This is a genomic window from Streptomyces sp. NPDC111520, assembly GCF_055635295.1.
Genome location: NZ_JBVKBW010000005.1, coordinates 332,575 through 358,943, shown reverse-complemented (window position 1 = coordinate 358,943; position 26,369 = coordinate 332,575). Strand labels below are relative to the sequence as shown.

21 protein-coding genes are annotated in these 26,369 nt (G+C 73.2%); 10 read left to right on the top strand and 11 right to left on the bottom strand.

The genetic code is table 11. The annotated features are described in order from the left end of the window. Window positions 1–333: 333 nt before the first annotated feature. From ACZ7MY_RS13915 to ACZ7MY_RS13900, 4 genes are read left to right on the top strand one after another with little or no spacing between them, the layout of a single operon-like run. Window positions 334–2,082 carry a stealth family protein gene (locus ACZ7MY_RS13915; protein ID WP_499601723.1) on the top strand — a complete coding sequence of 583 codons (1,749 nt, stop codon included), beginning with the start codon at window positions 334–336 and terminating at the stop codon, window positions 2,080–2,082. Further along, entirely contained in the window at window positions 2,079–3,053 is a 975-nt protein-coding gene (locus ACZ7MY_RS13910; protein ID WP_499601722.1) for a hypothetical protein, read from the top strand. Before ACZ7MY_RS13915 ends, ACZ7MY_RS13910 begins: the two co-directional genes overlap by 4 nt. Next, on the top strand, window positions 3,050–5,923 hold the full coding sequence (locus tag ACZ7MY_RS13905) for a stealth conserved region 3 domain-containing protein (RefSeq protein WP_499601720.1): 2,874 nt from the start codon (window positions 3,050–3,052) through the stop codon (window positions 5,921–5,923). The genes ACZ7MY_RS13910 and ACZ7MY_RS13905 overlap by 4 nt, the downstream gene beginning before the upstream one ends. A gap of 55 nt (window positions 5,924–5,978) precedes the next feature. Next, on the top strand, window positions 5,979–7,364 hold the full coding sequence (locus ACZ7MY_RS13900; RefSeq protein WP_499601718.1) for a hypothetical protein: 1,386 nt from the start codon (window positions 5,979–5,981) through the stop codon (window positions 7,362–7,364). Between the two features lie 84 nt (window positions 7,365–7,448). Here ACZ7MY_RS13900 and ACZ7MY_RS13895 read toward each other — a convergent pair whose 3' ends face one another. From ACZ7MY_RS13895 to ACZ7MY_RS13875, 5 genes are all read right to left on the bottom strand, one after another. Next, window positions 7,449–9,578 (bottom strand): 3-hydroxyacyl-CoA dehydrogenase NAD-binding domain-containing protein, encoded by a 2,130-nt coding sequence (locus ACZ7MY_RS13895; RefSeq protein ID WP_499601717.1) that lies wholly within the window; start codon window positions 9,576–9,578, stop codon window positions 7,449–7,451. Continuing rightward, entirely contained in the window at window positions 9,575–10,795 is a 1,221-nt protein-coding gene (locus ACZ7MY_RS13890; protein WP_499601715.1) for a thiolase family protein, read from the bottom strand. The genes ACZ7MY_RS13895 and ACZ7MY_RS13890 overlap by 4 nt, the downstream gene beginning before the upstream one ends. 807 nt (window positions 10,796–11,602) lie before the next feature. Further along, the gene (locus ACZ7MY_RS13885) at window positions 11,603–12,844 is read right to left on the bottom strand and encodes an HRDC domain-containing protein (RefSeq protein ID WP_499601713.1); all 1,242 of its coding nucleotides are present in this window, start codon (window positions 12,842–12,844) and stop codon (window positions 11,603–11,605) included. Between the two features lie 79 nt (window positions 12,845–12,923). Beyond that, window positions 12,924–13,586 (bottom strand): LuxR C-terminal-related transcriptional regulator, encoded by a 663-nt coding sequence (locus tag ACZ7MY_RS13880; protein ID WP_499601712.1) that lies wholly within the window; start codon window positions 13,584–13,586, stop codon window positions 12,924–12,926. A gap of 215 nt (window positions 13,587–13,801) precedes the next feature. Then, a complete protein-coding gene (locus ACZ7MY_RS13875) occupies window positions 13,802–14,452 on the bottom strand; it encodes a DUF3000 domain-containing protein (RefSeq protein ID WP_499601710.1) in 651 nt (216 codons plus the stop codon). Between the two features lie 89 nt (window positions 14,453–14,541). On the opposite strand from ACZ7MY_RS13875, the gene hemE reads away from it, so the two are divergent. Continuing rightward, the gene (gene hemE / locus ACZ7MY_RS13870; protein WP_499601709.1) at window positions 14,542–15,585 is read left to right on the top strand and encodes a uroporphyrinogen decarboxylase; all 1,044 of its coding nucleotides are present in this window, start codon (window positions 14,542–14,544) and stop codon (window positions 15,583–15,585) included. 55 nt (window positions 15,586–15,640) lie between these two features. Here hemE and ACZ7MY_RS13865 read toward each other — a convergent pair whose 3' ends face one another. Then, on the bottom strand, window positions 15,641–16,681 hold the full coding sequence (locus tag ACZ7MY_RS13865; protein ID WP_499601708.1) for a DUF4349 domain-containing protein: 1,041 nt from the start codon (window positions 16,679–16,681) through the stop codon (window positions 15,641–15,643). A gap of 127 nt (window positions 16,682–16,808) precedes the next feature. On the opposite strand from ACZ7MY_RS13865, the gene hemG reads away from it, so the two are divergent. Both hemG and hemQ read left to right on the top strand, forming a co-directional pair. Next, the gene (hemG, locus tag ACZ7MY_RS13860; RefSeq protein ID WP_499601707.1) at window positions 16,809–18,254 is read left to right on the top strand and encodes a protoporphyrinogen oxidase; all 1,446 of its coding nucleotides are present in this window, start codon (window positions 16,809–16,811) and stop codon (window positions 18,252–18,254) included. A 4-nt stretch (window positions 18,255–18,258) separates the two neighbouring features. Next, window positions 18,259–18,990, top strand: a complete 732-nt coding sequence (gene hemQ / locus ACZ7MY_RS13855) for a hydrogen peroxide-dependent heme synthase (protein WP_499601705.1) — start codon at window positions 18,259–18,261, stop codon at window positions 18,988–18,990. A 22-nt stretch (window positions 18,991–19,012) separates the two neighbouring features. Here hemQ and ACZ7MY_RS13850 read toward each other — a convergent pair whose 3' ends face one another. The 5 genes from ACZ7MY_RS13850 to ACZ7MY_RS13830 form a co-directional block, all read right to left on the bottom strand. Next, complete coding sequence (locus tag ACZ7MY_RS13850) at window positions 19,013–19,753, bottom strand: TIGR04222 domain-containing membrane protein (protein ID WP_499601704.1); 741 nt, start codon at window positions 19,751–19,753, stop codon at window positions 19,013–19,015. 97 nt (window positions 19,754–19,850) lie between these two features. Then, window positions 19,851–21,017 carry a DUF1996 domain-containing protein gene (locus ACZ7MY_RS13845; protein WP_499601702.1) on the bottom strand — a complete coding sequence of 389 codons (1,167 nt, stop codon included), beginning with the start codon at window positions 21,015–21,017 and terminating at the stop codon, window positions 19,851–19,853. Between the two features lie 14 nt (window positions 21,018–21,031). Then, window positions 21,032–21,769, bottom strand: coding sequence for a DUF4142 domain-containing protein (locus ACZ7MY_RS13840; RefSeq protein WP_499601701.1), 738 nt, complete (start codon window positions 21,767–21,769; stop codon window positions 21,032–21,034). Window positions 21,770–21,931: 162 nt separating this feature from the next. Continuing rightward, window positions 21,932–23,308, bottom strand: coding sequence for an MbnB/TglH/ChrH family RiPP precursor modification enzyme (locus ACZ7MY_RS13835; protein ID WP_499601699.1), 1,377 nt, complete (start codon window positions 23,306–23,308; stop codon window positions 21,932–21,934). Between the two features lie 113 nt (window positions 23,309–23,421). Then, complete coding sequence (locus tag ACZ7MY_RS13830; RefSeq protein ID WP_499601698.1) at window positions 23,422–24,102, bottom strand: peptidyl-tRNA hydrolase; 681 nt, start codon at window positions 24,100–24,102, stop codon at window positions 23,422–23,424. Window positions 24,103–24,170: 68 nt separating this feature from the next. On the opposite strand from ACZ7MY_RS13830, the gene ACZ7MY_RS13825 reads away from it, so the two are divergent. From ACZ7MY_RS13825 to ACZ7MY_RS13815, 3 genes are read left to right on the top strand one after another with little or no spacing between them, the layout of a single operon-like run. Then, window positions 24,171–24,845 carry an AIM24 family protein gene (locus ACZ7MY_RS13825; protein ID WP_499601696.1) on the top strand — a complete coding sequence of 225 codons (675 nt, stop codon included), beginning with the start codon at window positions 24,171–24,173 and terminating at the stop codon, window positions 24,843–24,845. Window position 24,846: 1 nt separating this feature from the next. Further along, a complete protein-coding gene (locus ACZ7MY_RS13820) occupies window positions 24,847–25,695 on the top strand; it encodes an ABC transporter ATP-binding protein (protein WP_499601695.1) in 849 nt (282 codons plus the stop codon). After that, complete coding sequence (locus ACZ7MY_RS13815) at window positions 25,692–26,363, top strand: ABC transporter (protein WP_499601694.1); 672 nt, start codon at window positions 25,692–25,694, stop codon at window positions 26,361–26,363. Before ACZ7MY_RS13820 ends, ACZ7MY_RS13815 begins: the two co-directional genes overlap by 4 nt. Window positions 26,364–26,369 lie beyond the last annotated feature (6 nt).

The following is a 26,369-nucleotide window of genomic DNA, read 5'->3' as shown; positions in this document are numbered from 1 at the left end:
CTTTGCGTTTTCAATAACTCGACCTGGACAGAGTGCGTGGGCCATGTAAACATTCCGTGAGGTCTGCGTTCGTGTGCGAGGGGGCTCGATGGCACGGACGGCCGTCGTGGACTGCGTTCGCGACGGCGTGGGGCCGACGGCAGCGTGTGGAGACGGGTGCGCCCCTCGGGGCGGGGGGTGTGATGACGTCAGCGGTGGTGCGGGCGGTGGGTTCCCGCGTCGGGCGGCGTGGCGTGCTGACGGTGCCCGAGAGTTCCTGGGTGGTGCGGTAGTTCGGTGGTGAGCCTCAACAATCCTGAGGCCAGCGCACTTGTGTCGACATATCGATCGCTCGTGCCTGCCCGCGCGCGCCGCCGGATCGTCCGGGGCATCCCCCAGCCGCTGCGCAACGTGGTGAAGCGTTCGCTCACCCTCGCCGACGACACACGGTCCGCCGTGGTCGTGCGGGCGCTGGGCGGCAGGCGCGGCACCGGCCGGCACAGCCTCGCCGGACTGGCCCGCGTCGTCCGGGTGGACGGCAGGCACGTGCGCGCCGTCGTCGTCCCCGAGGTCACGGCCTGGGCCGCCCGCGCGCGGAACCTGCACCTGCTGGTCGAGGCGTTCGAGGAAGCCGGCATCGACTACTTCTGCGTCCGCGGGACGTCCTCGGCCACGCCCGGCGTCGCGGTGCCGGCGCGCCTGCGCGGCGCCGTCGAGGAGGTGCTGCGGGAGGCCTTCGAGCGCGAGCCCGGATACGTCGGCCCGGTCACCGGGGGCCAGATGCGCACCGGGGGCTCCGCCGGCGTCTGGCGCAGCCTGCGCGGCAACCGCGTCCTGCGCGTCGTGTGGAACGTCTGCGACCCGACCGGGAACCTGGTCTTCGGCCGGGAGTCCGGCTGCGACCTGGAGTTCTGGGCCGAGGAGAACGGCGAGCTGGTCGCGCCGCGGCCCAACCGCGTGATGACCCAGACCCCCGTGACCGCCGAACGCTGCTGGGCCCCGCAGCGGCTGTTCAGCCCGCTGCCGGACGCCTACACCTCGGGCCACGCCCGTACCTTCCCCGAGTTCACCGCTCCGCTGCCCGAGGACCACCCCTTCCCGATCGACGTCGTCTACACCTGGGTCGACGACTCCGACCCCGTCTGGCGCGCGGCCAAGGACCGGGCCCGCCGGGCCCTCGTCTCCCGTTCCGAGCAGGGCCTGCACGAACAGGCCGCCAACGACTCCCGGTACACCAGCCGGGACGAACTGCGCTACTCGCTGCGCTCGCTGCACCAGTACGCGCCCTGGGTGCGCAACATCTACCTGGTCACCGCCGGCCAGCGGCCCGCCTGGCTCGACACCACGTTCCCGGGTCTCAGGGTCGTGGACCACCGGGAGATCTTCTCCGACCCCCGCGCGCTGCCGACGTTCAACTCGCACGCGATCGAGAGCCAGCTGCACCACATCGACGGCCTGTCGGAGCACTTCCTCTACCTGAACGACGACGTCTTCCTCGGCCGCCCCGTGCAGCCCGGGCACTTCTTCCACCCCAACGGGCTGAGCAAGTTCTTCACCTCCAAGGCCCTCATCCCGCCGGGCACGGTCACCTCGCAGGACCTTCCGGTCAATGCGGCGGGCAAGAACAGCCGCGGACTCATCGCCCAGCAGTTCGGCACCGTCATCTCCCAGAAGATGAAGCACACGCCGCACGCGCTGCGGCGCAGCGTGCTGGCCGAGATCGAGCAGGTGTACGCCCAGGCGCACCGCAGCACCCAGAACTCCCGCTTCCGCTCGCCCCACGACGTCCCCATCACGTCGTCCCTGCACCACTACCACGCGTACCACTCGGCCCGCGCGACCGCGGGGGAGCTGCGCTACCTGTACGTGGACCTGGCCGACGAGCTCGCCGGCCGGCGTCTGAACGTCCTGCTGGCCAAGCGGAACTTCGACACGTTCTGCGTCAACGACACCGTGGTGCCCGAGGACCGCGACGCCCAGGCGCGGATGCTCGACACCTTCCTCACCAGTTACTTCCCCGTCCCCAGCCCCTACGAGGACCCCGGATCCGAGGGGCGACCCGCACCGCGGCGCACCGCAGAGTTGGGAACCACCCGCGAATGACCGTCCGACCCCACCGCCAGGGCCTCCGCCGCAGGGCGGCCGCCGTACGCAACACCCTGTACCGCCGCGCCGCGTCCCTGCGCACCTCGCTGATGCTGCGGTTCTTCCTCCCCCTGAGGGCCCGCAGGACCGCGCGCCTGCGCTACGCGGCCGTCCTCGACGGACAGACCGTGAACCTCCACGCCGAGCTCCCCGGCTCCGTCACGGGGACCGGCGAGGCCGAGATCGAGCTGAGCCGCCGGCGGCGGACCCACCGCACCCCGGCCCGGGTGTACGAGGGGCAGGAGGGCCGGCTGCTCATGGACGCCGCGGTCCTGCTCGGTGACGAGGTGGGGGGCGCCCCGGTCGGAAGGGGCCGGTGGAAGATCCGCCTGCGGCTGCGCTCGGGAGGGCGCTCCCGGACGCTGCCCCTGCTGCTCGTCGAGCCGCCGGTGCCCTACGACGGCCCCACGATGCCGATGGCCGCCTCGCCGGTCACCGGCCGCCGGTACCGGATCGGGCGGACGGTGACCGGGAACGCGCGGGTGGTGACCTCGGCCGCGCGGCCGGGCGCCGAGGTCCTCAAGGTGGACCTCTCGCACGCGGGTCTCGCCGTGACCTTCCGGGTCTTCGGCACCGAGGTCGCCGAACCGTGGGCGGAGTTCACCGCGGCGGGCCGCCGGATCCAGCAGCCCGTGACCGCGGGCGGCGACGGTTCCTGGCACGTCGTCGTCCCCCTGGCGCAGATGACGCCGCGCCGGCGGGCGACCGAGCACTGGGACGTCGCCCTCTGCTCCCGGGGGAGGCGGCCGATGCGGCTCGGACGCCGGCTCCACGACGTACGCAATCCGCTGCGCGTGTTCGCCGTCCAGCAGGCCGTGGTCGCGCCGCACGGACAGGACCCGCGGGTCGTCCATCCCCGCTACACCCCCGCGGGCAACTTCCGCGTGACGTGCACCCGCATGCCCGAGGCCGGGGAGCGGACCCGATGAGGATCACCTTCCTGCTGACCACCGCCGACGCGGTGGGCGGCACCGAACGGGCCGTTTTCAACCAGGCCTCCGAACTCGCCGCCCGCCACGACGTGCGCGTGCTCAGCGTGTTCAAGAGCCGTGCCGAACTGTTCTTCACGCCGGACGAGCGGGTCCGCGTCGACTACCTCGTCGACGTGACCGGTCCCGTGCAGCGCCCGCTGCGCGGCACCGGTCTGGACGACCAGGCCTGCGCCGCGCTGGCGGCGCTGCCCAGCGACATCGTCGAACGGGACTGGGAGGCGGCGTTCAACCGGCTCTCGGACGTCGAGCTCGAACTCGCCCTGCAGGACACCGACACCGACATCCTGGTCACCACCACACCGGCGCTGATGGCGCTCGCGGTGCGGCTCGCGCCGTCCCGGGTGATCACCGTGCACCAGGAGCACCGTGTCTCCGAACTGCGCGGCACCAGCGGTGAGCCGCTGCTGCGGCACGCCGCGCGGCTCGACGCGCTGGCCGTGCTGAGCGGCCGCACGGCCGACTGGTTCGCGGAGACCCTGGGCCTGAGCGCCCCCCGGATCGCGGTGATCCCCAACGCGCTGCCCGCCGGGTTCCGTCCCCGGTCGACGCTGGAGAGCAGGACGGTGGTGATCGCCGGCCGTCTCGTGGCGGAGAAGCAGATCGACCAGGCGCTGGAGGCGTGGTCGCTGGTGGCCCCGCACCACCCCACCTGGACCCTGCGGATCTTCGGCGACGGGCCGCTCAGCGGTGCCCTGCGCCGCCAGATCACCCAGCTCGGACTGCACGACAGCGTCCAGCTGAACGGCAACTCCCCGCACCTGACGGAGGAGTGGGCCAAGGCCAGCATCGCCCTGATGACCTCCCGGAACGAGGCCTTCCCGCTGGTCCTGATGGAGGCGCAGGCCGCCGGGGTGCCGGTGGTCTCCTACGACTGCCCCAACGGCCCGCGGGAGATCGTCCTCGACGGGCAGACCGGCGTGCTGGTGCCGCACGGCGACGTCGGGACCCTCGCCGGCCGCCTCGACCAGCTCATGGGCGACGCCGCGCTCCGCCACCAACTGGGCGCCAACGCCCTCGAGGCGATCGCCCGCTTCGCGCCCCCCGTCGTCACCGCGCAGTGGGAGGGCTTCTTCCAGGAGCTCGTCGACCTCCGCGCCCAGGGCGGCCGGGCCTCGGCGAAGGCGGACCGCCAGGCGCTCCACGCCATGTACAGCGGGTCTGACGGTGCCGTGAAGGCGGCCACCCCCGCCCCCGCCACCCAGGTGAGGTCGGGCAGGCAGCGCGGCATCCAGGAGCGGATCGCCAAGAAGCGCCCGTCACTCGTCCACAACGGCGGCCAGCTGTGCCGCGTCACGGACGCGGAGTCGCCCTTCGACATCGTCCAGGCCAACCTCGCCTTCGCCGCCGACGTGCTGGAAGCGGCGTCGATCCCGTACTTCGTGGTGCGCGACAGGATGATCCGCCGCACGGTCGCCGTCCACGCCTCGCACCGCGAGGCGTTCCTGAAGGAACTGGCGGACCGCTACCGGAACGAGGCCGTGTACGCCGCGTTCCTGGACGACCGGCAGAACCCGATCACCACCGTCTTCGCCGAACTCGCCACCGACTTCCTCGGACTGCCGTGCTCCGGCGTCCGCGTGTACCAGAGCGTGGTGTCGGTGTCGCAGACCCTGCGCCTCGGCGAGGTCTACGGGTGCACCGTCTCCTTCTGGGAGGACGACCCCGAGGACGGCACCGTCTTCGTCTCGCCCGCCCGGACCCTGATCGGCGACCGGGTCTCCCAGCGGGCCATGGAACGGGTCCCCCTGACCCTGTCCGGGCGCGCGTACTCCTCCATCGCGCCCTATACCCGGACCCTGCACGACGACGTCACCTTCCCGATCGACGCCGTGTACACCTGGGTCGACGGCTCGGACGTGGCGTGGCTGGAGCGCAAGAACGAGGTGCTGGCCCGGCTGGGGCTGGAGACCGTGGACGCCGCCGCCAGCGCGGCGCGCTTCCGCAGCCGGGACGAGCTGCGCTACTCGCTGCGCTCGGTCGACATGTACGCCCCGTGGATCCGCAACGTCTACATCGTGACGGACCGCCAGGTCCCGGCGTGGCTGGACACCGCGCACCCGCGGGTCCGGGTCGTCGACCACACCGAGATCTTCGGGGACCGGGGCGCCCTGCCCACCTTCAACTCGCACGCGATCGAGAGCCGGCTCCACCACATCGAGGGCCTGGCGGAGCACTTCCTCTACTTCAACGACGACTTCTTCATGGGCCGGACGGTGCAGCCGGGCCTGTTCTTCCACGGCAACGGGCAGGCCAAGCACTTCCTGTCGCCGACCGCGGTGCCGATGGTGCCGGCCACGGAGGCCGACGACTTCAACATCAGCGCCGCGAAGAACAACCGGGAGCTGATCGCCGGCTCCTTCGGACAGTCCCTGACGCACTCCTTCCTGCACGCGCCGTACGCCCTGCGGCGGAGCGTCATGGCCGACCTCGAGGAGGCCTACCCCGAGGTGGTCGCGGCCACGTCGGCCAGCCGGCTGCGCAGTCACAGCGACGTCTCGATCGCCTCGTCGCTGCACCACTACTACGCGTACCACACCGGGCGCGGCGTGCCCGGCTCGATCTCCTGCGGATTCGTGAACGTCGGCCTGAGCGAGCACCGGACCCGCCTCAACCGGCTGCTGACCACACGCCCGAACGACGTGTTCTGCCTCAACGACTTCCACGACGGCGACGTCCCCGAGGAGGAGCAGGACGCCATCCTCGCCGCCTTCCTCCCGAGCTACTTCCCCGTGGCCGGCCAGTTCGAGAAGGGATCGCCCCGCAACGCCCTCCACCACGCCGGCCGGCTCCCGGAATGGCCGTTGTGACCCGCACCGTTCTCCGGGCCGCGGCTCCCACCGGGGCCGCTGAAAGGACGTCAGGATGAAGCTCTGCATCATCGGCAACTCCGTCGCCGCCTCGCGGACGGCGCAGGAGGCGCCGCTGGCCGGATGGGGCCAGAGCCTCGCGGATTTCCTGCAGCCCTCGTGCTCCGTGCGGAACTACGCGCGGGACGCGATGACCCTCCGCGACTACTACCCCACCCGGTTCGTGGCCCTCCTGAACATGCTGGAGCCGGGGGACCTGGTCGCCGTCGAGTTCGGCGCCGTCGACCAGCGGATCAACGTCCCGAAGCGGTACCACAGCCCCCGCGAGTTCAAGGAGTTCCTGTACCTGTACGTGGACGGCATCCGCGGCGAGGGCGCGGTGCCGCTGCTCGTGACGCCGTCCGCGCGCTGCGTCTTCGACCCCCACGGGGCCGTCCTGGACACGCACGACGGCTACCCGCAGCTCGTGCGGGAGGTGGCCGCGGAGACCGGTGCCGCACTCGTCGACCTGAACGCCATCACGACGTCGATGCTGCAGGAACTGGGCTGGAACAGGGCCCGGCAGTACTACAACTGGCTGGACGCGGGGGACCACCCTAACTACCCCGACGGCAACGTCGACTCCTCCCACTTCAACGAGACCGGAGCCCGTGAGGTCGCCAGGCGCTTCGCCGGAGCACTTCAGGACATCCCGGGAATCCCCCCGGGGCTGGTGGACCCGCGCACGCTGACCCCGTCGATGTTCCCTCCCGTCGTGCCGGAGTTCACGGTGGAGAACCCGGAGTCGGCGCTCCACTCGCCCGTTGCGTCCGCGGCGCCGCCGGTCCATGCGTCGCCCTCCCCGTCGGCGCTCGTCAGCCCCCAGGTGAAGTTCACGGGCAAGGCCGACGCGGGCACGTCCTACCTCCTGTTCTTCGAGAACGGGACCTACCTCGGCGGCACCCGGGTGGGGCAGAACGGGGTCTGGCAGTGGCGGCGCCTGGTCGGCTGGGCGGCCGGCGACCACGTCCTGCAGGCCGTGGCGATCACCGCACAGGGTCCCTCGCAGGCGACGGGCCTGCCCTTCACCGTGCTGGACCGGGTCGAACCCCCGGTGGTGGCCGGTCCCGCCGACGGCGCCTGGAGCGGCCCGCGTCCGCGGTTCTCCGGCACCGCCGCCCCCGGGGTGTCCAAGGTCATGGTGCTCGAGGGGGAGCGGCTGATCGCCGAGGCCGCGGTGAAGGACGACGGGACCTGGAGCGTCACCCACCCGCACGACTGGCGGCCCGGGACGTACGCGGTGGAGTTCGTGGCGGTCTTCAGCGCGCTCTCCTCGCCGCCCGCCCGGCACACGCTCAAGGTCCACGGCATCCCCGACGGGAACTGGATCAAGGAGTCGGTGCACGCCCGGGTGAGCTGCGGCGACTCCTGCGACCACCACCCCTTCGCCGGCCGGTGGTGACCCCCTCCTGACACGGGTCCTGACACGGGTCCGCCCCGGCGCCGTGCTCGGCGCCGGGGCGGACCCGTCGATATGGCGGTGCGGCTACGCGGGCACGCTCGCCACGCCCGGGGCCAGGAACGGCTTGCCGTTCACCCGCTCCGAGACGCCCTCGCGGTCCAGGTACGGCGTGATGCCGCCCAGGTGGAAGGGCCAGCCGGCACCCGTGATCAGGCAGAGGTCGATGTCCTGCGCCTCGGCGACGACACCCTCCTCCAGCATGATGCCGATCTCCTGCGCCACCGCGTCCAGGACGCGGGCGCGCACCTGCTCCTCCGTCAGGACGCTGTCGCCCTGCACCAGGAGCGCGGCGACCTCCGGGTCCAGCTCCGGCTTCCCGGAGTCGTAGACGTAGAAGCCGCGCTTGCCCGCCTTGACGACGGCCGCGAGGTTCGCCGAGACCGTGAAGCGGTCCGGGAAGGCGCGGTTGAGCGTCTCGGAGACGTGCAGGCCGATCGCCGGGCCGACCAGCTCCAGCAGCACCAGCGGGGACATCGGCAGACCGAGCGGCTCGATGGCCTTCTCCGCGGTCGCGACCGGGGTGCCCTCGTCGATGACGTTCTGGATCTCGCCCATGAAGCGGGTGAGGATGCGGTTGACGACGAACGCCGGGGCGTCCTTGGTCAGCACCGCGGTCTTCTTCAGCTTCTTCGCCACGGCGAACGCGGTGGCCAGCGACGCGTCGTCGGTCTGCTCGCCGCGCACGATCTCCAGCAGCGGCAGCACCGCGACCGGGTTGAAGAAGTGGAAGCCGACGACCCGCTCCGGGTGCTCCAGCTTCGAGGCCATCTCGCTCACCGACAGCGAGGAGGTGTTGGTGGCCAGGATCGTCTCCGGCTTCACCACCGCCTCGACCTCGGCGAACACCTGCTGCTTGACGCCGATCTCCTCGAAGACCGCCTCGATGACGAAGTCCGCGTCGCCGAAGGCCGCGGCCTTGTCGAGCGAGCCGGAGACCAGGCCCTTGAGGCGGTTCGCCTTGTCCTGGTTGACGCGGCCCTTGAGCAGCAGTTTGTCGATCTCGCCGTGGACGTAGCCGACGCCCTTGTCCACGCGCTCCTGGTCGATGTCGGTGAGGACCACCGGCACCTCCAGGCGGCGCGCGAAGAGCAGCGCCAGCTGCGAGGCCATCAGACCGGCACCGACGACGCCCACCTTGGTGACCGGGCGGGCCAGGTTCCTGTCCGGGGCGCCGGCCGGGCGCTTGGCGCGCTTCTGCACCAGGTTGAAGGCGTAGATGCCGGAGCGCAGTTCGCCGCCCATGATGAGGTCCGCCAGGGCCTCGTCCTCGGCGTCGAAGCCGGCCGACAGGTCACCGTCCTTGGCGGCGGCGATGACGTCCAGCGCCCGGTACGCGGCCGGGGCGGCGCCGTGCACCTTGGAGTCGGCGAAGGCACGGCCCTTGGCGACGGCCTCGTCCCACGCCGCGCCACGGTCCACCTCGGGGCGGACGACCTGGATCTCGCCCTTGAGGACGGCCGCGGTCCAGGAGAGCGACTGCTCCAGGAAGTCCGCGCCGTCGAACAGCGCGTCGGCGATGCCCAGGTCGTAGACCTGACCGCCCTTCAGCTGCTTGTTCTGGTTGAGCGAGTTCTCGATGATCACGCTCACCGCGCGCTCCGCGCCGATCAGGTTCGGCAGCAGCGCGCAGCCGCCCCAGCCCGGGACCAGGCCCAGGAAGACCTCGGGGAGGGAGAACGCCGGGACGGCCGACGAGACGGTGCGGTAGCCGCAGTGCAGGCCCACCTCGACGCCGCCGCCCATGGCCGCGCCGTTGTAGTACGCGAAGGTCGGCACGGCCAGCCCGGACAGCCGGCGGAAGACGTCGTGGCCGCCCTTGCCGATGGCCAGCGCGTCCTCACGGCGCTTCAGCAGCTCGACGCCCTTGAGGTCGGCGCCGACCGCGAAGATGAACGGCTTGCCGGTGAGGCCGACGCCGACGATCTCGCCGTCCGCGGCCTCCTTCTCGACCTGGTCGATGGCGGCGCTCAGGTTCGCCAGCGACTGCGGGCCGAAGGTGGTCGGCTTGGTGTGGTCCAGGCCGTTGTCCAGGGTGATCAGGGCGAAGCGCCCGGCGCCCAGGGGCAGGTCGAGGTGGCGCACGTGCGCCTGCGTCACGACCTCGTCCGGGAACAGCTCGGCGGCTCCCTTGAGGAGCTCGGCGGTGGTGGTCACTTGCTGCCTCCGTCGAAGTGCGGGTTCTCCCAGATCACGGTGCCGCCCATGCCGAAGCCGACGCACATGGTGGTCAGGCCGTAGCGGACGTGCGGCTGGTCCTCGAACTGGCGGGCCAGCTGCGTCATCAGCCGGACGCCGGAGGAGGCGAGCGGGTGGCCGAACGCGATGGCGCCGCCGTACTGGTTGACGCGCGCGTCGTCGTCGGCGATGCCGTAGTGGTCCAGGAAGGCCAGCACCTGGACGGCGAACGCCTCGTTGACCTCGAAGAGGCCGATGTCCGAGATGGACAGGCCCGCCTTGGCCAGCGCCTTCTCGGTCGCCGGGACCGGGCCGATGCCCATCACCTCGGGCTCGACGCCCACGAAGGCGTACGAGACCAGACGCATCTTCACCGGGAGCTCCAGCTCCCGGGCGACGTCCTCGGCGGCGATCAGCGAGGCGGTGGCGCCGTCGTTGAGGCCGGCCGAATTGCCCGCGGTCACGTTGCCGTGGGCGCGGAACGGGGTCTTCAGGCCCGTCAGGCTCTCCAGCGTGGTGCCGGGGCGCATCGGCTCGTCCGCCGTGGCCAGGCCCCAGCCGGTCTCCCCGCCCTCGGGGGAGGTGCGGCGCACCGAGACCGGCACCAGGTCCTGCTGGACCTTGCCGTTCGCGTACGCCTTCGCCGCCTTCTCCTGGCTGCGCACCGCGTACTCGTCGGCGCGCCGCTTCGTCAGGTGCGGGAAGCGGTCGTGCAGGTTCTCCGCCGTCATGCCCATGAACAGCGCGGAGTCGTCGACCAGCTTCTCCGACACGAAGCGCGGGTTCGGGTCCACGCCCTCGCCCATCGGGTGCCGGCCCATGTGCTCCACGCCGCCCGCGAGCGCCACGTCGTACGCACCGAAGGCGACGCCGCCCGCGACGCTGGTGACCGCGGTCATCGCGCCCGCGCACATGCGGTCGATGGAGAAGCCGGGGACGGACTTGGGCAGCCCCGCCAGGATCGCTGCCGTACGGCCCAGGGTCAGGCCCTGGTCGCCGATCTGGGTGGTCGCGGCGATGGCGACCTCGTCGATGCGCTCCGGGGAGAGCGCGGGGTTGCGCCGCAGCAGCTCCCGGATGGACTTGATGACCAGGTCGTCGGCACGGGTCTCGTGGTAGATGCCCTTCGGGCCCGCCTTGCCGAACGGGGTGCGGACGCCGTCGACGAAGACGACGTCCCTAGCGGTACGAGGCACGTTGGCTCTCCTCAAGGTGCGGGTTCGCTTGCCGCGGGCAGAAGACGGCGGCTCCGGCGTACATGCTACTCGTGGGTAACCGATGTGCACAGTGCGGGTGGGGCGCGTCACACGCCGATCTTCCTCCGGCGTTCCCGCGTTCGGGTCGTTCGTGGCTGGGGTTGGGTTTCTCCCCCACCCTCCCTCCCCCAGCCTTCGGCCGGGGGTGCCCCCAACTCCCCCACCCCCTCCGTATAGACGGCGACCAACGGCCGGTGGGAGGTCAGAAGGCAGTACGGGGTCACCGCACCTGCCCGACGCACCCCCAACTGGACACCCTGCGCCCGCACAACAGGGGGTGTGGCGGGGTGCTCCCCCTGGTCGAAGGCCGGGGGAGACGAGCGGTGGAATTCGGTGCCGAATGATGTGGGCGTGAACCGTAGGGCCGTAGGGGGTCACAGGCGGTTCGGGGTGCCTCCGGACTGCCTCCAGACCCCCCACCGGCCGTTGTGCGCCCATACGACGGGAGGGGGTGTGTCGGGGTGCTCCCCCTGGTCGAAGGCTGGGGGAGACGAGCGGTCAAGTGCGGCGCCAGACGATGTAGGGGTAAACCGCGAGCGTTCTGGGGGTCCCCCCGGCCGAAGGTTGGGGGAGTGCGCCGGCGCGGCGCCGACCCCACAACGAGGTGCGAGGCCCGCACCAATCGAGCCGGATGGGGGTCCCCCCGGCCGAAGGCTGGGGGAGGGCGGGAGGGTGGGAGACAGTCCGCCGCAGGCGCAAACAACCCGCACACAACAACCGGCCGCAACCATGGACCCCGGGCAATCGCTACGCGGGCGGCTTCGCCGCCAGCGCGGTCGTCAGGATGGGCGTCGTCAGTTCGACCTGCCAGGGCCGGGCCCCGGCCTCCTGGAGGAAGGCCGACACCGACTCGGAGCTGCGGTCGCGCGGGGGCGCCCAGCACAGGCGGCGGACGGTGTCCGGGGTGATGAGGTTCTCCTGGGGCAGGTTCAGCTGTTCGGCCAGTGCCGAGACCGCCGCCCGCGCCGCGGAGAGCCGGGCCGCCGCGGCCGGGTCCTTGTCGGCCCAGGCGCGCGGCGGCGGGGGGCCGGTGTAGGCGGGGCCGGGCTGCGGCAGGTCGCGCTCGGGGATGCTGCGGGCGTGGTCGATCGCGGCCTGCCACTGCTCCAGCTGGCGCCGTCCCATGCGGTGCCCGAACCCGGGGAGCGCGGCCAGCGCGTGCGCGTTGGGGGTGGCCTCCAGGGACGCGGTGACGATCGCCGCGTCGGTGAGGACCCGCCCGGGGGAGACGTCCCGCTCACGGGCGATCCGGTCGCGGAGGTTCCACAGCTCGCGCACGACCGCCATCTGGCGGCGCCGGCGCACCTTGTGCATGCCGGACGTGCGGCGCCAGGGGTCGACGCGGGGCGGGGGCGGCGGGGCCGCGGCGATGGCCGCGAACTCCTGCATGGCCCACTCCAGCTTGCCCTGGGCGCGCAGCTCCTCCTCCAGCGCGTCGCGCAGGTCGACCAGGAGCTCGACGTCGAGCGCGGCGTACCGCAGCCACGGTTCGGGCAGGGGGCGGGTGGACCAGTCGACGGCGGAGTGGCCCTTCTCCAGGGCGTACCCGAGGACGTTCTCCACCATCGCGCCGAGCCCGACCCGGGCGAACCCGGCGAGGCGGCCGGCCAGCTCGGTGTCGAACAGCCGGGTGGGGCGCATGCCGGCCTCGTCGAGGCACGGCAGGTCCTGCGTGGCGGCGTGCAGCACCCATTCCGTGCCGTCCAGCGCGGCGCTGAGCGCCGACAGGTCCGGACAGGCGACGGGGTCGATCAGCGCGGTCCCTGCCCCGGTGCGGCGCAGCTGGACCAGGTAGGCCCGCTGCCCGTAGCGGTAGCCGGATGCGCGCTCGGCGTCGACGGCGACAGGTCCGGAGCCCGCGGCGAAAGCCGCGACGACGTCGGCGAAGGCCTCCGGGCTGGCGGTCACCGGCGGGATGCCCTCGCGCGGGTCCAGCAGCGGGACCGGCGCCGGGGGTGCTTCTGTTGCGGTCTCTCGGGCGTCGGTCACCAGTCAAGAGTATCTGTGTACAGCAGGGGCCCGCCGACGGAACGTTCCGGCGGCGGGCGCACCCGGGATATGACGTCGATCAGTGGATGATGCCGGTACGCAGCGCGACCGCGACCATGCCGGCCCGGTCACCGGTGCCCAGCTTGCGGGCGATCCGGGCCAGGTGGCTCTTCACGGTCAGCGCGGACAGCCCCATGGAGACCCCGATCGCCTTGTTCGACTGGCCCTCCGCGACCAGCCGGAGCACCTCCACCTCGCGGCCGGACAGCTCGCGGTAGCCGCCGCCGTGGCCGGGGGCTCCCGGTGGGCGGCGCTGCAGCCGCTGGCCGGCGGGGCCCAGGGGCACGGAGCCGGGGCGGCCGGGGATGCCGAGGTTGGTGCGGGTGCCGGTGACGACGTAGCCCTTCACACCGCCCGCGAGGGCGTTGCGCACGGCGCCGATGTCGTCGGCGGCGGACAGGGCGAGGCCGTTGGGCCAGCCGGCGGCCCGGGTCTCGGCGAGCAGGGTCAGCCCGGAACCGTCGGGGAGGTGCACGTCGGCGACGCAGATGTCTCGGGGGGTGCCCACCCGGGGCCTGGCCTCGGCGATGGAGGACGCCTCGATCACGTCGCGCACCCCGAGCGCCCACAAGTGGCGCGTGACGGTGGAACGTACGCGGGGATCGGCGACCACCACCATCGCCGTCGGCTTGTTCGGGCGGTAGGCGACCAGGCTTGTGGGGTGCTCGAGAAGAACCGACACCGGGCCTCCTGGGACATTGGCGGGAAGGGTCACAGGTTCCTTCGGCAGCAACTTCGCCCGGCTTTAGAGAATGATCACGACTTGTTTAGTAACAATTCCGGCAATTCGGACGCGCTGTCGAGCAGGGTCGATCGAAGGTGTGAAGATCGCGGTCACCGGGTGTCAGAGCGTGTTGACGGCGGTAAAGCGAGTGGTCAGCGCGGGCGCGCCGGTCCTCAGCGGGTCTGCTGCGGGCCGCGCCGCTTCGGCAGCGGCACCACCGAGGGGCCGCCCCCCGGCGGGGGGCACGAGGGCTCGGCGGGCACCGGCGGCAGTCCCGCACCGGTGCACAGCAGGTCGCACCAGGCCGCCAGGTGCGAGGCCATGTCCGGAACGCCGCCGCTCACCGCGAGCGGCGTCCACGAGGCACGGATCTCGATACGGGTGGAGTCCTCCCGCCCGGCCAGGGTGCCGAAGTGGTGCGAGGAACTACGCGAGACCGTGCCGCCCGCCTCGGTGAAGGCCGCGCCGCGCCCCTCCAGGGCGCCCGTCAGCCACGACCAGCTCACCTCGGGCAGCAGCGGGTCCCCCGCGATCTCCGGTTCCAGCTCCGCCCGGACCAGGGTGACCAGCCGGAACGTACCGTGCCAGCCCTCCTGGCCGTCGGGGTCGTAGAGCAGCACCAGGCGCCCGTCCCCGAGCTCCTCGTCGTCGACGACGACCGCCGCCTCCAGGGCGTACGCGTGCGGAGCCAGGCGCTTGGGCGGGGGCACGGGATCGAGCTCCACCTCGGGCCGTACCCGGGCGCGCAGCAGTGCGTCGACCGCGTGCTGGAACGGGAGGGGGGCGTCGTTCCCGTCCGAGAGGTGCCCATGAGCCGCTGCCATGCCCGGAAGCGTAGGCCGAAGGGGGCCCGCAGTGAGGGAGGACACCCGGTCGGGCGGGTCGCCCACTTGGCGCATGCGAAGATTCGGGGGTGAGTGCGCACCAGCAGACCGCTGCTTCCCCCTTCATCCTGGCGTGCCGGCGCCGGCCCGTGCCGCACACCCCCGTGTGGTTCATGCGCCAGGCCGGGCGCTCCCTCCCCGAGTACCTCAAGGTGCGCGAGGGGATCCCCATGCTCGAGTCGTGCATGCGGCCCGACCTCGTCACCGAGATCACGCTGCAGCCCGTGCGGCGGCACAAGGTCGACGCGGCGATCTACTTCAGCGACATCGTGGTGCCGCTCAAGGCCATCGGGCTCGACCTCGACATCAAGCCGGGCGTCGGCCCGGTCGTCGAGCAGCCCATCCGCTCCCGCGAGGACCTGCAGCGCCTGCGGCCGCTCGACCCGGACGACGTCAAGTACGTCACCGAGGCGATCGGCATGCTCACGGGTGAACTGGGCGCGACGCCGCTGATCGGCTTCGCGGGTGCGCCCTTCACCCTGGCCAGCTACCTGGTCGAGGGCGGCCCGTCGCGCAACCACGAGCGCACCAAGGCCATGATGTACGGCGAGCCCGGACTGTGGGCGGAGCTCCTGGACCGTCTCGCGGACATCACCTCGGCCTTCCTGAAGGTGCAGATCGAGGCCGGTGCCAGCGCGGTGCAGCTCTTCGACTCCTGGGTCGGCGCGCTCGCCCCCGAGGACTACCGGCGCCACGTCATGCCCGCCTCCGTCAAGGTCTTCCGGGCCGTCGAGGACTACGGCGTCCCCCGCATCCACTTCGGCGTCGGCACCGGCGAGCTGCTCGGGCTGATGGGCGAGGCCGGCGCGGACGTGGTCGGCGTGGACTGGCGGGTCCCGCTGGACGAGGCCGCCCGCAGGGTCGGCCCCGGCAAGGCGCTCCAGGGCAACCTCGACCCCGCGGTGCTCTTCGCCCCCCGCGAGGCGGTCGAGAAGAAGACCCGCGAGGTCCTGTACTCGGCCGGGGCCGCCCCCGGCCACATCTTCAACCTGGGCCACGGCGTCCTGCCCAGCACGGACCCCGACGCCCTGACCCGCCTCGTGGACTTCGTCCACACCGAGACGTCCCGCTGACACCGCCGGCACCGGTGACCCCGCGCCGCACGGCTCGGGGTCGCCGGTGCGCCCGCTACTCCCGCGGCTGGGCCTCGCCGTCGCCCGCCCCCACCGGCGCGGGCACCCGCACCGGCTCCGGGGGCGCGGCGACGGTGCGCCGGGCGGGCAGCACCCGGCGCAGCAGCCGGAAGCCCAGGCAGCCGAGGAGGACCAGCGCGGCGAACGGCGCCACCACGGCCAGGACGACGAGCAGGGTCCGCAGGGTCACGTAGAAGGCGTGCCAGCCGCTGCCGAGGGCGTCGCCCACCGTGGCCCAGAAGCCGTCGTCCTTCTCCGGTGCCTCCTCGGCGGCCGGCTCCTGCACCTCCAGGGTGATCGTCGCCATCCCCGTCCGCGCCTTCAGCGAGGCCTGCTGGGCCTCCAGCGCCTCCAGGTCGGCCTGGCGGGAGCTGAGTTCGCCCTCCAGGGCGACGACGTCGCTGAGCCTGGTCGCCCGGTCCATCAGCTCCCGCACCCGCGCCACGCTCGCCCGCTGCGTCTTGAGCCGGCTCTCCACGTCCACCACCTCGCCGGTGACGTCCTGGGCGTCCACCTTGCGGTTGCGCAGGGTGCCCAGCCCGGAGAGGTCCTGGAGCACCCGGTCGTAGCCCTCCGGGGGCACGCGGAGGGTGATGGTGGAGTACTCCAGGCCGTCCTCGTCCAGGCTGGTGCTCTCGTTGCCGACGTAGCCGCCCGCGGCCTCCACCAGCGTGCGCGCCTTGGCCACGGCTCCGGGGACGTTCCTGGCCTCGACCGTCAGCGCCGCCGTGCGCACGATGTAGGACTGCGCCAGGGTCGGGGTCCTCCCCGCCCCGGTTCCGGTGCCGGACCTGCCGCCGGAGCTCTTGCCGGTGGCGTTCTCCGTGTCGCCGCCCGCGTCGGCGGGTGCCGTGCCCGCGTCGGGCCGCTCGGCCAGACCGGGGGCGGCGGCACCGGCCTTGCCGTCCGCGGTGTCGGCGCTGCTCTCGGTGCCGCCGCCGCTGCCGCAGCCGGTGAGCATGAGGGCGGCGGCCAGCGCCAGGGCGCCCAAGGCCGCGGCAAGTGGTCTGCGGGCTGCGGTGGTTGACGTGCTCACAGGGCATCCCCCCGGGTCCGTTGCGTCTGTTGCCGATTCGACGTGAGGGGCACGGGGCGGGTTTCGGGTCCGTGATCCCGAAGAGGTCACGGTTAGGGCTCGTTCCGGCGTCTGAGACAGTGGAGGCATGAGCAATACGCAGCCCCGGGCCGGGCATGTGGTGGTCGTGGGCGGCGGGGTCTCCGGACTCGCCGCGGCGCATTTCCTGCTGGAGGGCGGGGCGGCACGGGTGACCGTGCTGGAGTCCTCCGGCCGCCTGGGCGGCAAGCTGTACGCGGACGAGATCGCGGGCGTCCCGGTCGACCTGGGCGCCGAGTCGATCCTGGCGCGCCGCCCCGAGGCGGTCGACCTGGCCCGCGCGGTCGGCCTCGGCGACGACCTGGAGTCGCCCGCCACGACGACCGCGGGCCTGTGGACCCGCGGCCGGCTGCGCCCCATGCCCAAGGGCGGCGTCATGGGCGTCCCCGGTGACCTCGGCTCGCTCGCCGCCTCCGGCGTGCTGTCGGCGGCCGGCCTCGCGCGGCTGCCGCTCGACCACGTCCTGCCCCGCACCAAGGTCGGCGAGGACGTGGCGGTGGGCGCCTTCGTCGCGGCCCGGCTGGGGCACGAGGTCGTCGACCGGCTCGTCGAACCGCTGCTCGGCGGGGTGTACGCGGGCAACGCCTACGAGATCTCGCTGCGCGCCGCCATCCCGCAGCTCTACGAGGGCGCGCGCGGCGGCCGGTCCCTGATCGAGGCGGTCCGCGAGAGCCAGCGCAAGGCCGCCGCCGCGCGGCAGGACGGCCCGGTCTTCGCCGGCGTCCGGGGAGGCGTCGGGCGGCTCCCGGTCGCCGTCGCCGAGGCCTGCCGCGCCGCCGGGGCCCGCATCGAGACCGACGCCCCGGTCCGCACGCTGCGCCGTACCCCCGACGGCTGGGAGGTCGCCTTCGACCATGACGGCACCCGCGAGACGCTGGCCGCGGACGCGGTCGTGCTCGCCGTGCCCGCCCCCGCCGCGTCCGCGCTGCTGGCCGCCGAGTCGCCGGGCGCCGCCGCGGAGCTGTCGGCGGTGGAGTACGCGAGCGTCGCCCTGGTCACGATGGCCTTCCGGCGGCGCGAGATCGCCCACGCGCTGCCCGGCAGCGGCTTCCTCGTCCCGCCGGTCGACGGGCGGACGATCAAGGCGTCCACGTTCTCCAGCCAGAAGTGGCACTGGAGCGGCGCCGCCGACTCCGACGTCTACGTGCTGCGCACCTCGATCGGCCGGCACGGCCAGGAGGCCGACCTCGCCTGGGACGACACCGACCTCGTCCGTCTCTCCCGCGAGGACCTCGGCGAGGCCGTCGGGCTCACCGCGGCCCCCGTGGCCGCCCGCGTCACCCGCTGGGACGGCGGCCTGCCGCAGTACCCGGTCGGCCACCTGGCGCGGGTCGCGCGGCTGCGCGAGCACGTCGCGAAGCTGCCCGGCCTCGAGGTGTGCGGCGCCGTCTACGAGGGCGTGGGCATCCCGGCCTGCGTCGCGAGCGCGCGAGGCGCGGCCACGCAGGTGCTGGGCACCCTGCGGCGGGCCGCGGAACCGGACGCGGGACAATAGCCCCATGACCGACTCCACTGCTTCCGCCGCCCCCGCCAAGGCCCCCAACGCCGGCAAAAAGGCCAAGGACCTCAACGAGGTCATCCGCTACACTCTCTGGTCGGTGTTCCGGCTGCGCGACGTCCTCCCCGACGACCGCACCCGCTACGCGGAGGAGGTGGAGGAGCTCTTCGCGCAGCTCGCCGAGAAGGACGTCACGGTCCGCGGCACCTACGACCTGTCCGGTCTGCGCGCCGACGCGGACGTCATGATCTGGTGGCACTCGGAGACCTCCGACGCCCTCCAGGACGCGTACAACCGCTTCCGCCGCACCATGCTGGGGCGCCACCTGGAGCCCGTCTGGTCGAACATGGCCCTGCACCGCCCGGCGGAGTTCAACAAGAGCCACATCCCCGCCTTCCTCGCCGACGAGACGGCCCACGACTACGTCTCCGTCTACCCCTTCGTCCGCTCCTACGACTGGTACCTCCTCCCCGACGAGGACCGCCGCCGCATGCTCGCCGACCACGGCAAGATGGCGCGGGGCTACCCGGACGTGCGGGCGAACACGGTGGCGTCGTTCTCGCTGGGGGACTACGAGTGGATCCTGGCGTTCGAGGCGGACGAGCTGCACCGCATCGTGGACCTGATGCGTCATCTGCGGGCGTCCGAGGCGCGGATGCACGTCCGTGAGGAGGTGCCGTTCTACACCGGGCGCCGCAAGTCGGTGGCGGACCTGGTGTCGGGTCTGGCCTGAGGCCCTGCCCCCGCGCGGCGCGTCAGCTCAGGGCCGCGCGGAGTGCGGGGTCGGGGAGGGCGGAGGGGCCCCGGACGGCGAGGAGCTGCCGGCGGTCGTCGGGGGCCGGGCCGCGGGGGACGTCGACGGCACGCAGCAGCTCCCGGCCCGCAGGGGCGGCCCAGCGGGTGTAGGGGTGGATCTCCAGGCGCGCGACGGCCAGGCAGCCGAGGGTGGCCAGCAGGGGGAGGGCGAACCACGGCAGCAGGGTCCGGCCGGCGGGGCTCAGGGTCGTCGCGGCGACGAGCATCACCAGGATGAGGGCGGAAGCCGCGCGGACCTCACGGATGCCGGTGGAGATCGACTCCCGGGTCGCCGCGGGCACCGCGAGCCCGGCGTCGGTGAGGCGCCGCGCCAGTGCGCGGACCCCGTCGGAGCCGGCGTGGGCCGCGCGTATCGCGGGGACGGGGGCCTGGCCCCCGGGGCCCGTGGCGGCGATCAGGGAGCGCTCGATGGCGTCCCGCCCGTCGGGGTCGACGACCGTCGCCCAGCCCGTCCCGGCGAGCAGCAGGCGGCGCTCGCGGCCCATCGTGACCATCGTCAGCTCGGTCACCCGGCGCGGACCGCCGGCCAGGAAGGCCATCTCGTAGAGCCCGAGGGCGTGGTCGGCGGCCGGTGCGGCGGTCGCATCAGGCAGATCGGCCGCGGCGACCGCCGCCCTGCACAGGCGTGTGCAGGAGGCGATCGCCGCGGCCCAGGCCACGAGGAGGAAGAGCATCCACATGGGGGAGTTGTAGCCGACCCCCGCGGGGGTCCGCCCGTGGTTTCCCGGAACGGGGGCGGGCGGACCGGAGCCGGCGGGGGTCGCGCGGGCTACCGCGTCAGCCGCAGTTGCGGTTGCCGTTGACGCAGCTGACGACCTGGTTCATCAGGCGCGTCGGCATGAAGTTGGCGAAGTCCGCGTGGTCCGTGACCGGCTTGTGCAACTGCTCGGGGAAGCTGTCGAGCGCGAAGTTCGGACCCTGCGGGACCTTGTAGGTGAGCCGCATCTTCAGCTGGGGCACGGCCTTGAAGCCGGCCTGGCACCGTCCCGCGCCGTCGGGGAAGACGACGTGCGTGCGGTGGTTGGCGCTGTCGGCGTTGGTCCCGTCCCAGCAGTTGGGGAAGTTCAGGGTGCGGACCACGCGGCTGCCCTGCGGGCACAGCGGGTACTTGTCGGTGAGCTGGCGGTTCTCGAAGCCGGTGCAGCTCCACGACGCCTTGGCGTTGGCGACGCCGTTGGTGAAGGACTTCGCGTCGCCCATGATGATCCGCATCGTGGACGGCATCGCCACCACCTTGGACGTCGGGCTGCCGCCGAAGACCAGCTGCACCGAGGTCGCCTGCAGGATGGTGCCGGTGTTGCCGTCGGCGTCCGGCGCGTCGTTGGCGGAGCGGGTGCGCAGCACCGGCCAGAAGTACGTCGACTTGTCCCCGCGGGCACAGGTGGTGCCGGCCGCGGCCAGGGACTCGTTGGTCGAGAAGCCGTCGGTGCTCAGGTTGCCGACGTAGTCGTGCACGTGGTGCGCGCCGTTGGCGACGCCGGGGGCCACGATGAAGTTGTCGGGGTTGTGGTGCTTGTTCTCGTTGCGACCGCAGCGGGCCGTGAAGGTGCCGCGCGATGCGCCGCGCTGGTTCGCCGCCCGCTGGACGTTGGGCTTGACGGAGCGGATGTCGGCGAAGTCCTCGGGGGCGGGGCCGTTGGTCTGCGTGCCGCCGCCGGCCGGCGCGGACGCAGAGGCCGGGGCCGAGGGCGCCGGGGAGCCGCTCTGGTCGCCGTTGTTCTGCCCGCCGTTGTTCTGGCCCCCGTTGTCCGCCTTGGTGCTGTTCCCCGGGCTCGGGCTCTGCCAGCCGCCCGAGTGGCCGGAGTTGGACCGCCAGTGGGCCGAGGCCGATCCGGTGACCAGGGCGAAGGTGCCGCCGGAGCCGAGCAGTGCCAGCACGGCTATCAGCACGAGTTGCTTGGTGCTCAACCTGCGCCGGTGGTTCATGTGTTGTCGTGTGGGCATGGGATCGCTCATTTCTACTGCGACGGCTGGGGGGACGAAGCCGCTGGGGGAAGTGAGTACGTGGGGGACGGGGTGACGATGAAGGTCGGCTCACCGGGACCCGGCGAGACCGGCACCGCCGCCGCGGGGTTGGTGGGGCTGGCGGTGGTGTCCACGGCGACCTGGTCGAAGTTGACCATCCCGGTCTTCTCCAGAACGGTGATGTGGTCGAGCACCGTCGCGTTCGCCTGGTCGGCCAGTTCGCGCACCAGCGAATTGCGGGTGGTGGCGCGTACCTGGGCGACGACGGAGAAGACCTGGCCGTGGGCGAGCCTCAGGATGTTCGCGAACTTCTGGTCGAAATCCTGTCCACTCGCCGCGGACATCGTGGCCAGAAAGCCCATTTGCTGCTGTGTGGGCTGGTTGGGCAGGGTGATGCCCAATTGGGGAGCGATCGTGCGGCACGTGGCGTCGAGGCTGGTGTGCCCGTCGATCAGGTGCTGCCCCGCGCGCTTGACCGCGGGCGTCGTCCCCTTCTGCAGGCCCATCTGCCCGGCGGGGAACTCCCACAGGCCGGCCAGTCGGACCTTGGTGACGAAGGTGCGGTCCAGCTGCGTGAGCGGACCGTACTGCGTGGACACGGTCTGGGCGCCGGCCGCGGTCACGGCGGGGCTGTTCAGCCCTGACATGACGGGGTAGGCCAGTGCGGCGAGGGTGACCACGAGAGCCCCGACCACGAGGCTGAGTCCGGTGGCGTAACGGGTGGATCGCATGGGACCGCACGTTAGTGCGTTTGAAGCGTCCAAGGCGAGGAACGGTCACGTATTCGCGAATTCCAGGAATCGGGGCCCGCGCCTTGATACGTTGTTGTCTTTTCGTGCCCGATGGGCCCCGCCGCCATTCTCTTCGCAGGTCGGAGGCCTCTTGGAAAAAGATTATGGCAGCTTTGAACGGAGCCTGTCCCGCATACGTATGAATACGTGTGAGGGCTGTCGCGGCGAAGGGAAAACCCTTCCGCGCAGCCGCGGCCGCCGGGCCCGCAGCGGCGCCGGCCCCGACCGCTCCCGCCACCACGCGGCCAACTGCCGGACGACCGCGGGTTCGTGCGCGCCGCCGGCGCCGTCGAGGACGTGCGCGGCGAAGTCCAGGGCGTCGCGGCGGTACCCGCCCGTGAGCGGCCGCGCGGCGGCGTAGCGCAGGAACGCCGGCCGGTACGCGGCCCCCAGGATCTCCGGCAGCTCCGGCGCCACCTTGGCGACGATCCCGGCGCGCTTGGCGGCGAGGGCGCGGCCCTGCACGCCGATCCGGGTCCGGTCGAAGCCCTCCGGCACCGGTGTCCCGGCCACGAGCGCCGACAGCAGCGCGGTCTGCCGCAGCGCGAGGCGCTGCCGGGCCGCCCCCGACGCCGCGGCGACCCCGGCGGGCACGGAGGGCGGAGCGGGCGGGGTCGCGGGCACGTCCGGGCGCCCGCCCGTGCCGGCGTCCACCACACGCCCTATCGCGGCCAGTTCGCGGGCCAGCTCCTCGTCCGCGGGGAAGTCGTCGTCGCGCTCCAGCAGCACCCCGGGCGGGCAGGCCCGTTCGTACAGCGCCGCCAGCACGTCCAGGACCGCCCCGGGCACGGGGTGCGCGTGGCTGTCGTGCCACACGCCGTCCTTCTCGACGCCGCCCGCCACGTGGACGTAGGCGATCGCGTGCACCGGCAGCGCGTCGAGCGCCGCGAGGGGGTCCTCACCGCGGTTGACGTGGTTGGTGTGCAGGTTGGCGACGTCGACCAGCAGCCGCACCCCGGTCCGCTCGACGAGCTCCGCGAGGAACGCCCCCTCGCTCATCTCCTCGTCCGGCCAGGCCATGAGCGCCGCGATGTTCTCCAGCGCGAGCGGAACCGGCAGCGCGTCCTGCGCGACGCGCACGTTCTCGCACAGGACGTCCAGCGCGTCCCTGGTCCGCGGCACGGGCAGCAGGTGCCCCGCTTCCAGGCGGGCCGAGCCGGTGAGCTCCCCGCCCCCGCGGACGTAGGCGATGTGCTCGGTGACCAGGGGGGCGCCCAGCGCCTGCGCGCGCTGCGCGAGCGCGGCCAGCCGTTCCGCGGCGGGCCGCTCGGCGCCCCCGAGGCCGAGCGAGACACCGTGCGGGACGACCGTGACACCGCGCTCGCGCAGCCGCAGCAGTGAGTCGGGCAGGTGCCCGGGGCAGACGTTCTCCGCGACCGCTTCGACCCAGTCGACGCGCCCGGCCTCCGCGAGCGCCTCGACCGCCGCCGCGATCTCCGGCCGCCAGCCGATGCCCGTGCCCAGATACGAGTGCTCCATGCGCCCCCCTTCCTCCTGCCGGGTTTGTGGCCCGGCGGGAGGCCCGCGAACCCCGTGGGGCGGGTTTCAGAGCTTGATTTGAGCTTGCGGCCGCAGGCTCCGCGGGCGCGGCCTCAGTGGCGCAGCGCGGGATGGTCCGCCACGACGGTGCACGACCCCGGGGCGATCTCGGTGAACCCCGCGTCCCGCACCACGGGCAGCCCGGACGCGGTGAGCGCCTCCCAGCGGGCCTGCGGCGCCGTGCGCACCGCCAGCGGGAAACCGGCGTCGCGCCACTGCGCACGCCCCTCGGGGGACAGCGCCAGCCAGGCCAGCTGGGCGCCGTGGCCGGCCTGCGCCATGGCCTTGCCCGCCGACATCGGCACCCCCGGGTTGAGCCAGAGCACCGGGAGGCCGGCGTCCGGCGCCGTAGGCGGCTCCGGCTCCTCCAGCTCCGTCCCGGACACCTGCAGCCGCGCCAGGTCCTTGGGCCAGCCGTCCAGCGGCACCGGCGGGAAGACCCGCACCTCGGCGGACTTGCCGGTGACCGTGATGCCGGGCAGCGCCTCGGCCCGCCGCCACTCGGCGCCGCGCGCCCGCCGCACGACCTTGCGGATGCGGGCGTCCTCCCAGCCCCGTACCGCCTCGGCCCACTCCCCGTCCACGGCGGTGCTGCGCTCGTCGGAGCGCAGCCGGAGCACGGCACGGGCGGCCGTCTCCAGCGCGTCGGTACGCGACGGCGGGGCGTCCCGCTCGATGCGGACGACCAGGGGGAGCACGAACTGGGGAGCGGCGTCACGAGGATCGGTTGTCACCTCGACAGTCTGCCACCAGCCCGCGGAAGAGCTTGTCGGAGCCGATCCCTCCGGGCCAGGATGCCGGGGTGCACAGCGACCTCTTCGCGACCGAGAACACGGCGCAGCCGGCCACCGAGCCCGGCATGACCCTCCAGAACGCCAAGTCGATCAAGTACGCGGTCAACGGCGAGTGCCTGGCCCGCCAGGGCTCGATGATCGCCTTCCGCGGCAACCTGCAGTTCGAGGTGAAGGGCCAGGGCGTCGGCAAGTTCCTCAAGCGGGCCTTCACCGGCGAGGGCCTGCCGCTGATGGCGGTCCGCGGCCAGGGCGAGGCCTGGTTCGCGCACGAGGCCGCCAACTGCTTCGTCATCGACATCGACCCCGGCGACAGCCTCACCATCAACGGCCGCAACGTGCTGGTCTTCGACTCGACCCTCTCCTACGAGATAAAGGTCGTGAAGGGCGCGGGCATGACCGGCGGCGGCCTGTTCAACAGCGTCTTCACCGGGCACGGCCGCCTCGGCGTCATGTGCGAGGGCAACCCGATCGTCATCCCGGTCACCCCGCAGGCCCCGGTGTACGTCGACACCGACGCCGTCGTGGGCTGGAGCGCCCAGTTGCAGACCTCCCTGCACCGCTCGCAGAGCTTCGGCTCGATGCTGCGCGGCGGGTCGGGCGAGGCCGTGCAGCTGATGCTGCAGGGGGAGGGCTTCGTCATCGTCCGGCCGAGCGAGTCCCAGCCCCACCAGCCGTCCAACTGACGTGCGCCTGGAGGCGGTCGGCCGCCGTTACGGCGCCCGCGGACCCTGGGTGCTGCGCGGCGTCGACCTCGACGTGCCCGCGGGGCAGGTGCTGCGCGTCGAGGGCGCGAACGGCAGCGGCAAGTCCACGGTCCTGCGCATCCTCGCCGGCATCGACCGCCCCACCACGGGCCGGGTCAGCGGGCGCCCGCGCACCGCGTACGTGCCCGAACGGTTCCCGCCGGCGCTGCCCTTCGACGCGTACGGCTACCTCGTGCACCTCGGGCGGGTGCACGGGCTCGGCGGCCGCACCGCCGCCCGGCGGGCCGCGCAGTGGCTGGAGTGCTTCGGCATCGCCGGCCACGCCCGGACCCCGCTCGCCGAGCTGTCCAAGGGCACCTGCCAGAAGGTGGCCGTCGCCCAGGCGCTGGTGGCCGAGCCGGAACTCCTCGTCCTCGACGAGGCGTGGACCGGGCTCGACCGGGAGGCGCGCGCCGTCCTGGACGACGCCGTACGCGCCCGGTGCGCCGCCGGCGGCACCGTCGTCTTCGTCGACCACGACCCGCGCCGGCTGGCCGCCGACACCACGGCGGCCCACCGCGTGGCGGGGGCCCGGCTCGTGCCGGTGCCCCTGGAGGCCGCCGCCGGGCCGCGGGTCGTCATCGAGGCCACCGGTGGCGGGGAGCCGCCGGCCGGCCTCGCCCGAGAGCCCGCCGCGCCCGGCACGCTGCGGGTGACCGTCCCGGCCGCGGAGTCCGACGCCGTCCTGCGGCTGCTGCTGGCCGCCGCCCCGCCCTGGCACATCCGCGCGGTCCGTCCTGCCCGGCCGGCCGCCGAGCCGCCCGCGCGGCCGCCCACGGAGACCTCATGACCGCGACGCTGCACTACCGGACCGCGCTGCTGCTGCGGTCCTTCCGCTGGCTGCCCCCGCTGCTGCTCTACGTCGCCGTCATGGGGATCGGACTCGCCGGCGGACCGCAGCCGCTGCTGGACTCCCTCGGCTGGAGCGCCGCCGCCCTGCTCCCGGCCGCGGCCTGGCTGGTGCGGGTCAGCGTCACCGTCGAGCCGCCGGCCGCCCGCGCCTGCGTGGCGGCCGCCACCGGTCCGGGACGGGCCCACACGGCGGGCGTCCTGGCGGCGCTGCTGTGCTCCGTGGTGCTGAGCTGCGCGGGCACCGCGGTGGTGGCCGCGATCGCCGACCCGCACACCACGGACCACCTCAAAGCCGTCCCGGTCGTCCCGGCGGCCGTGGCGGGTCTCCTCGCCGCCCTGGTCACGGCGCTGCTCGGCACCGCCGTCGGCGCCCTCACCAACCCCCCGGTGCTGCTCCGCCCCGGATGGGCCGTGCCCGTCACGGCGCTCACCGCGGTCCTGGTCCTCGTGGCGGCCGGATCGCCCGCCAACGCGGCGGTCACCGGGCTCGTCAGCGGTTCGCGCACCGGCGCCGTCCCGTTCCCGCTGTTGCCGCTCCTGCCGGCGGCGCTCGCCGCCGCGGGCACCACCTGGCTCGGGGCGGTGCTCAGCGCCCGCCGCGGATGAGGGCCG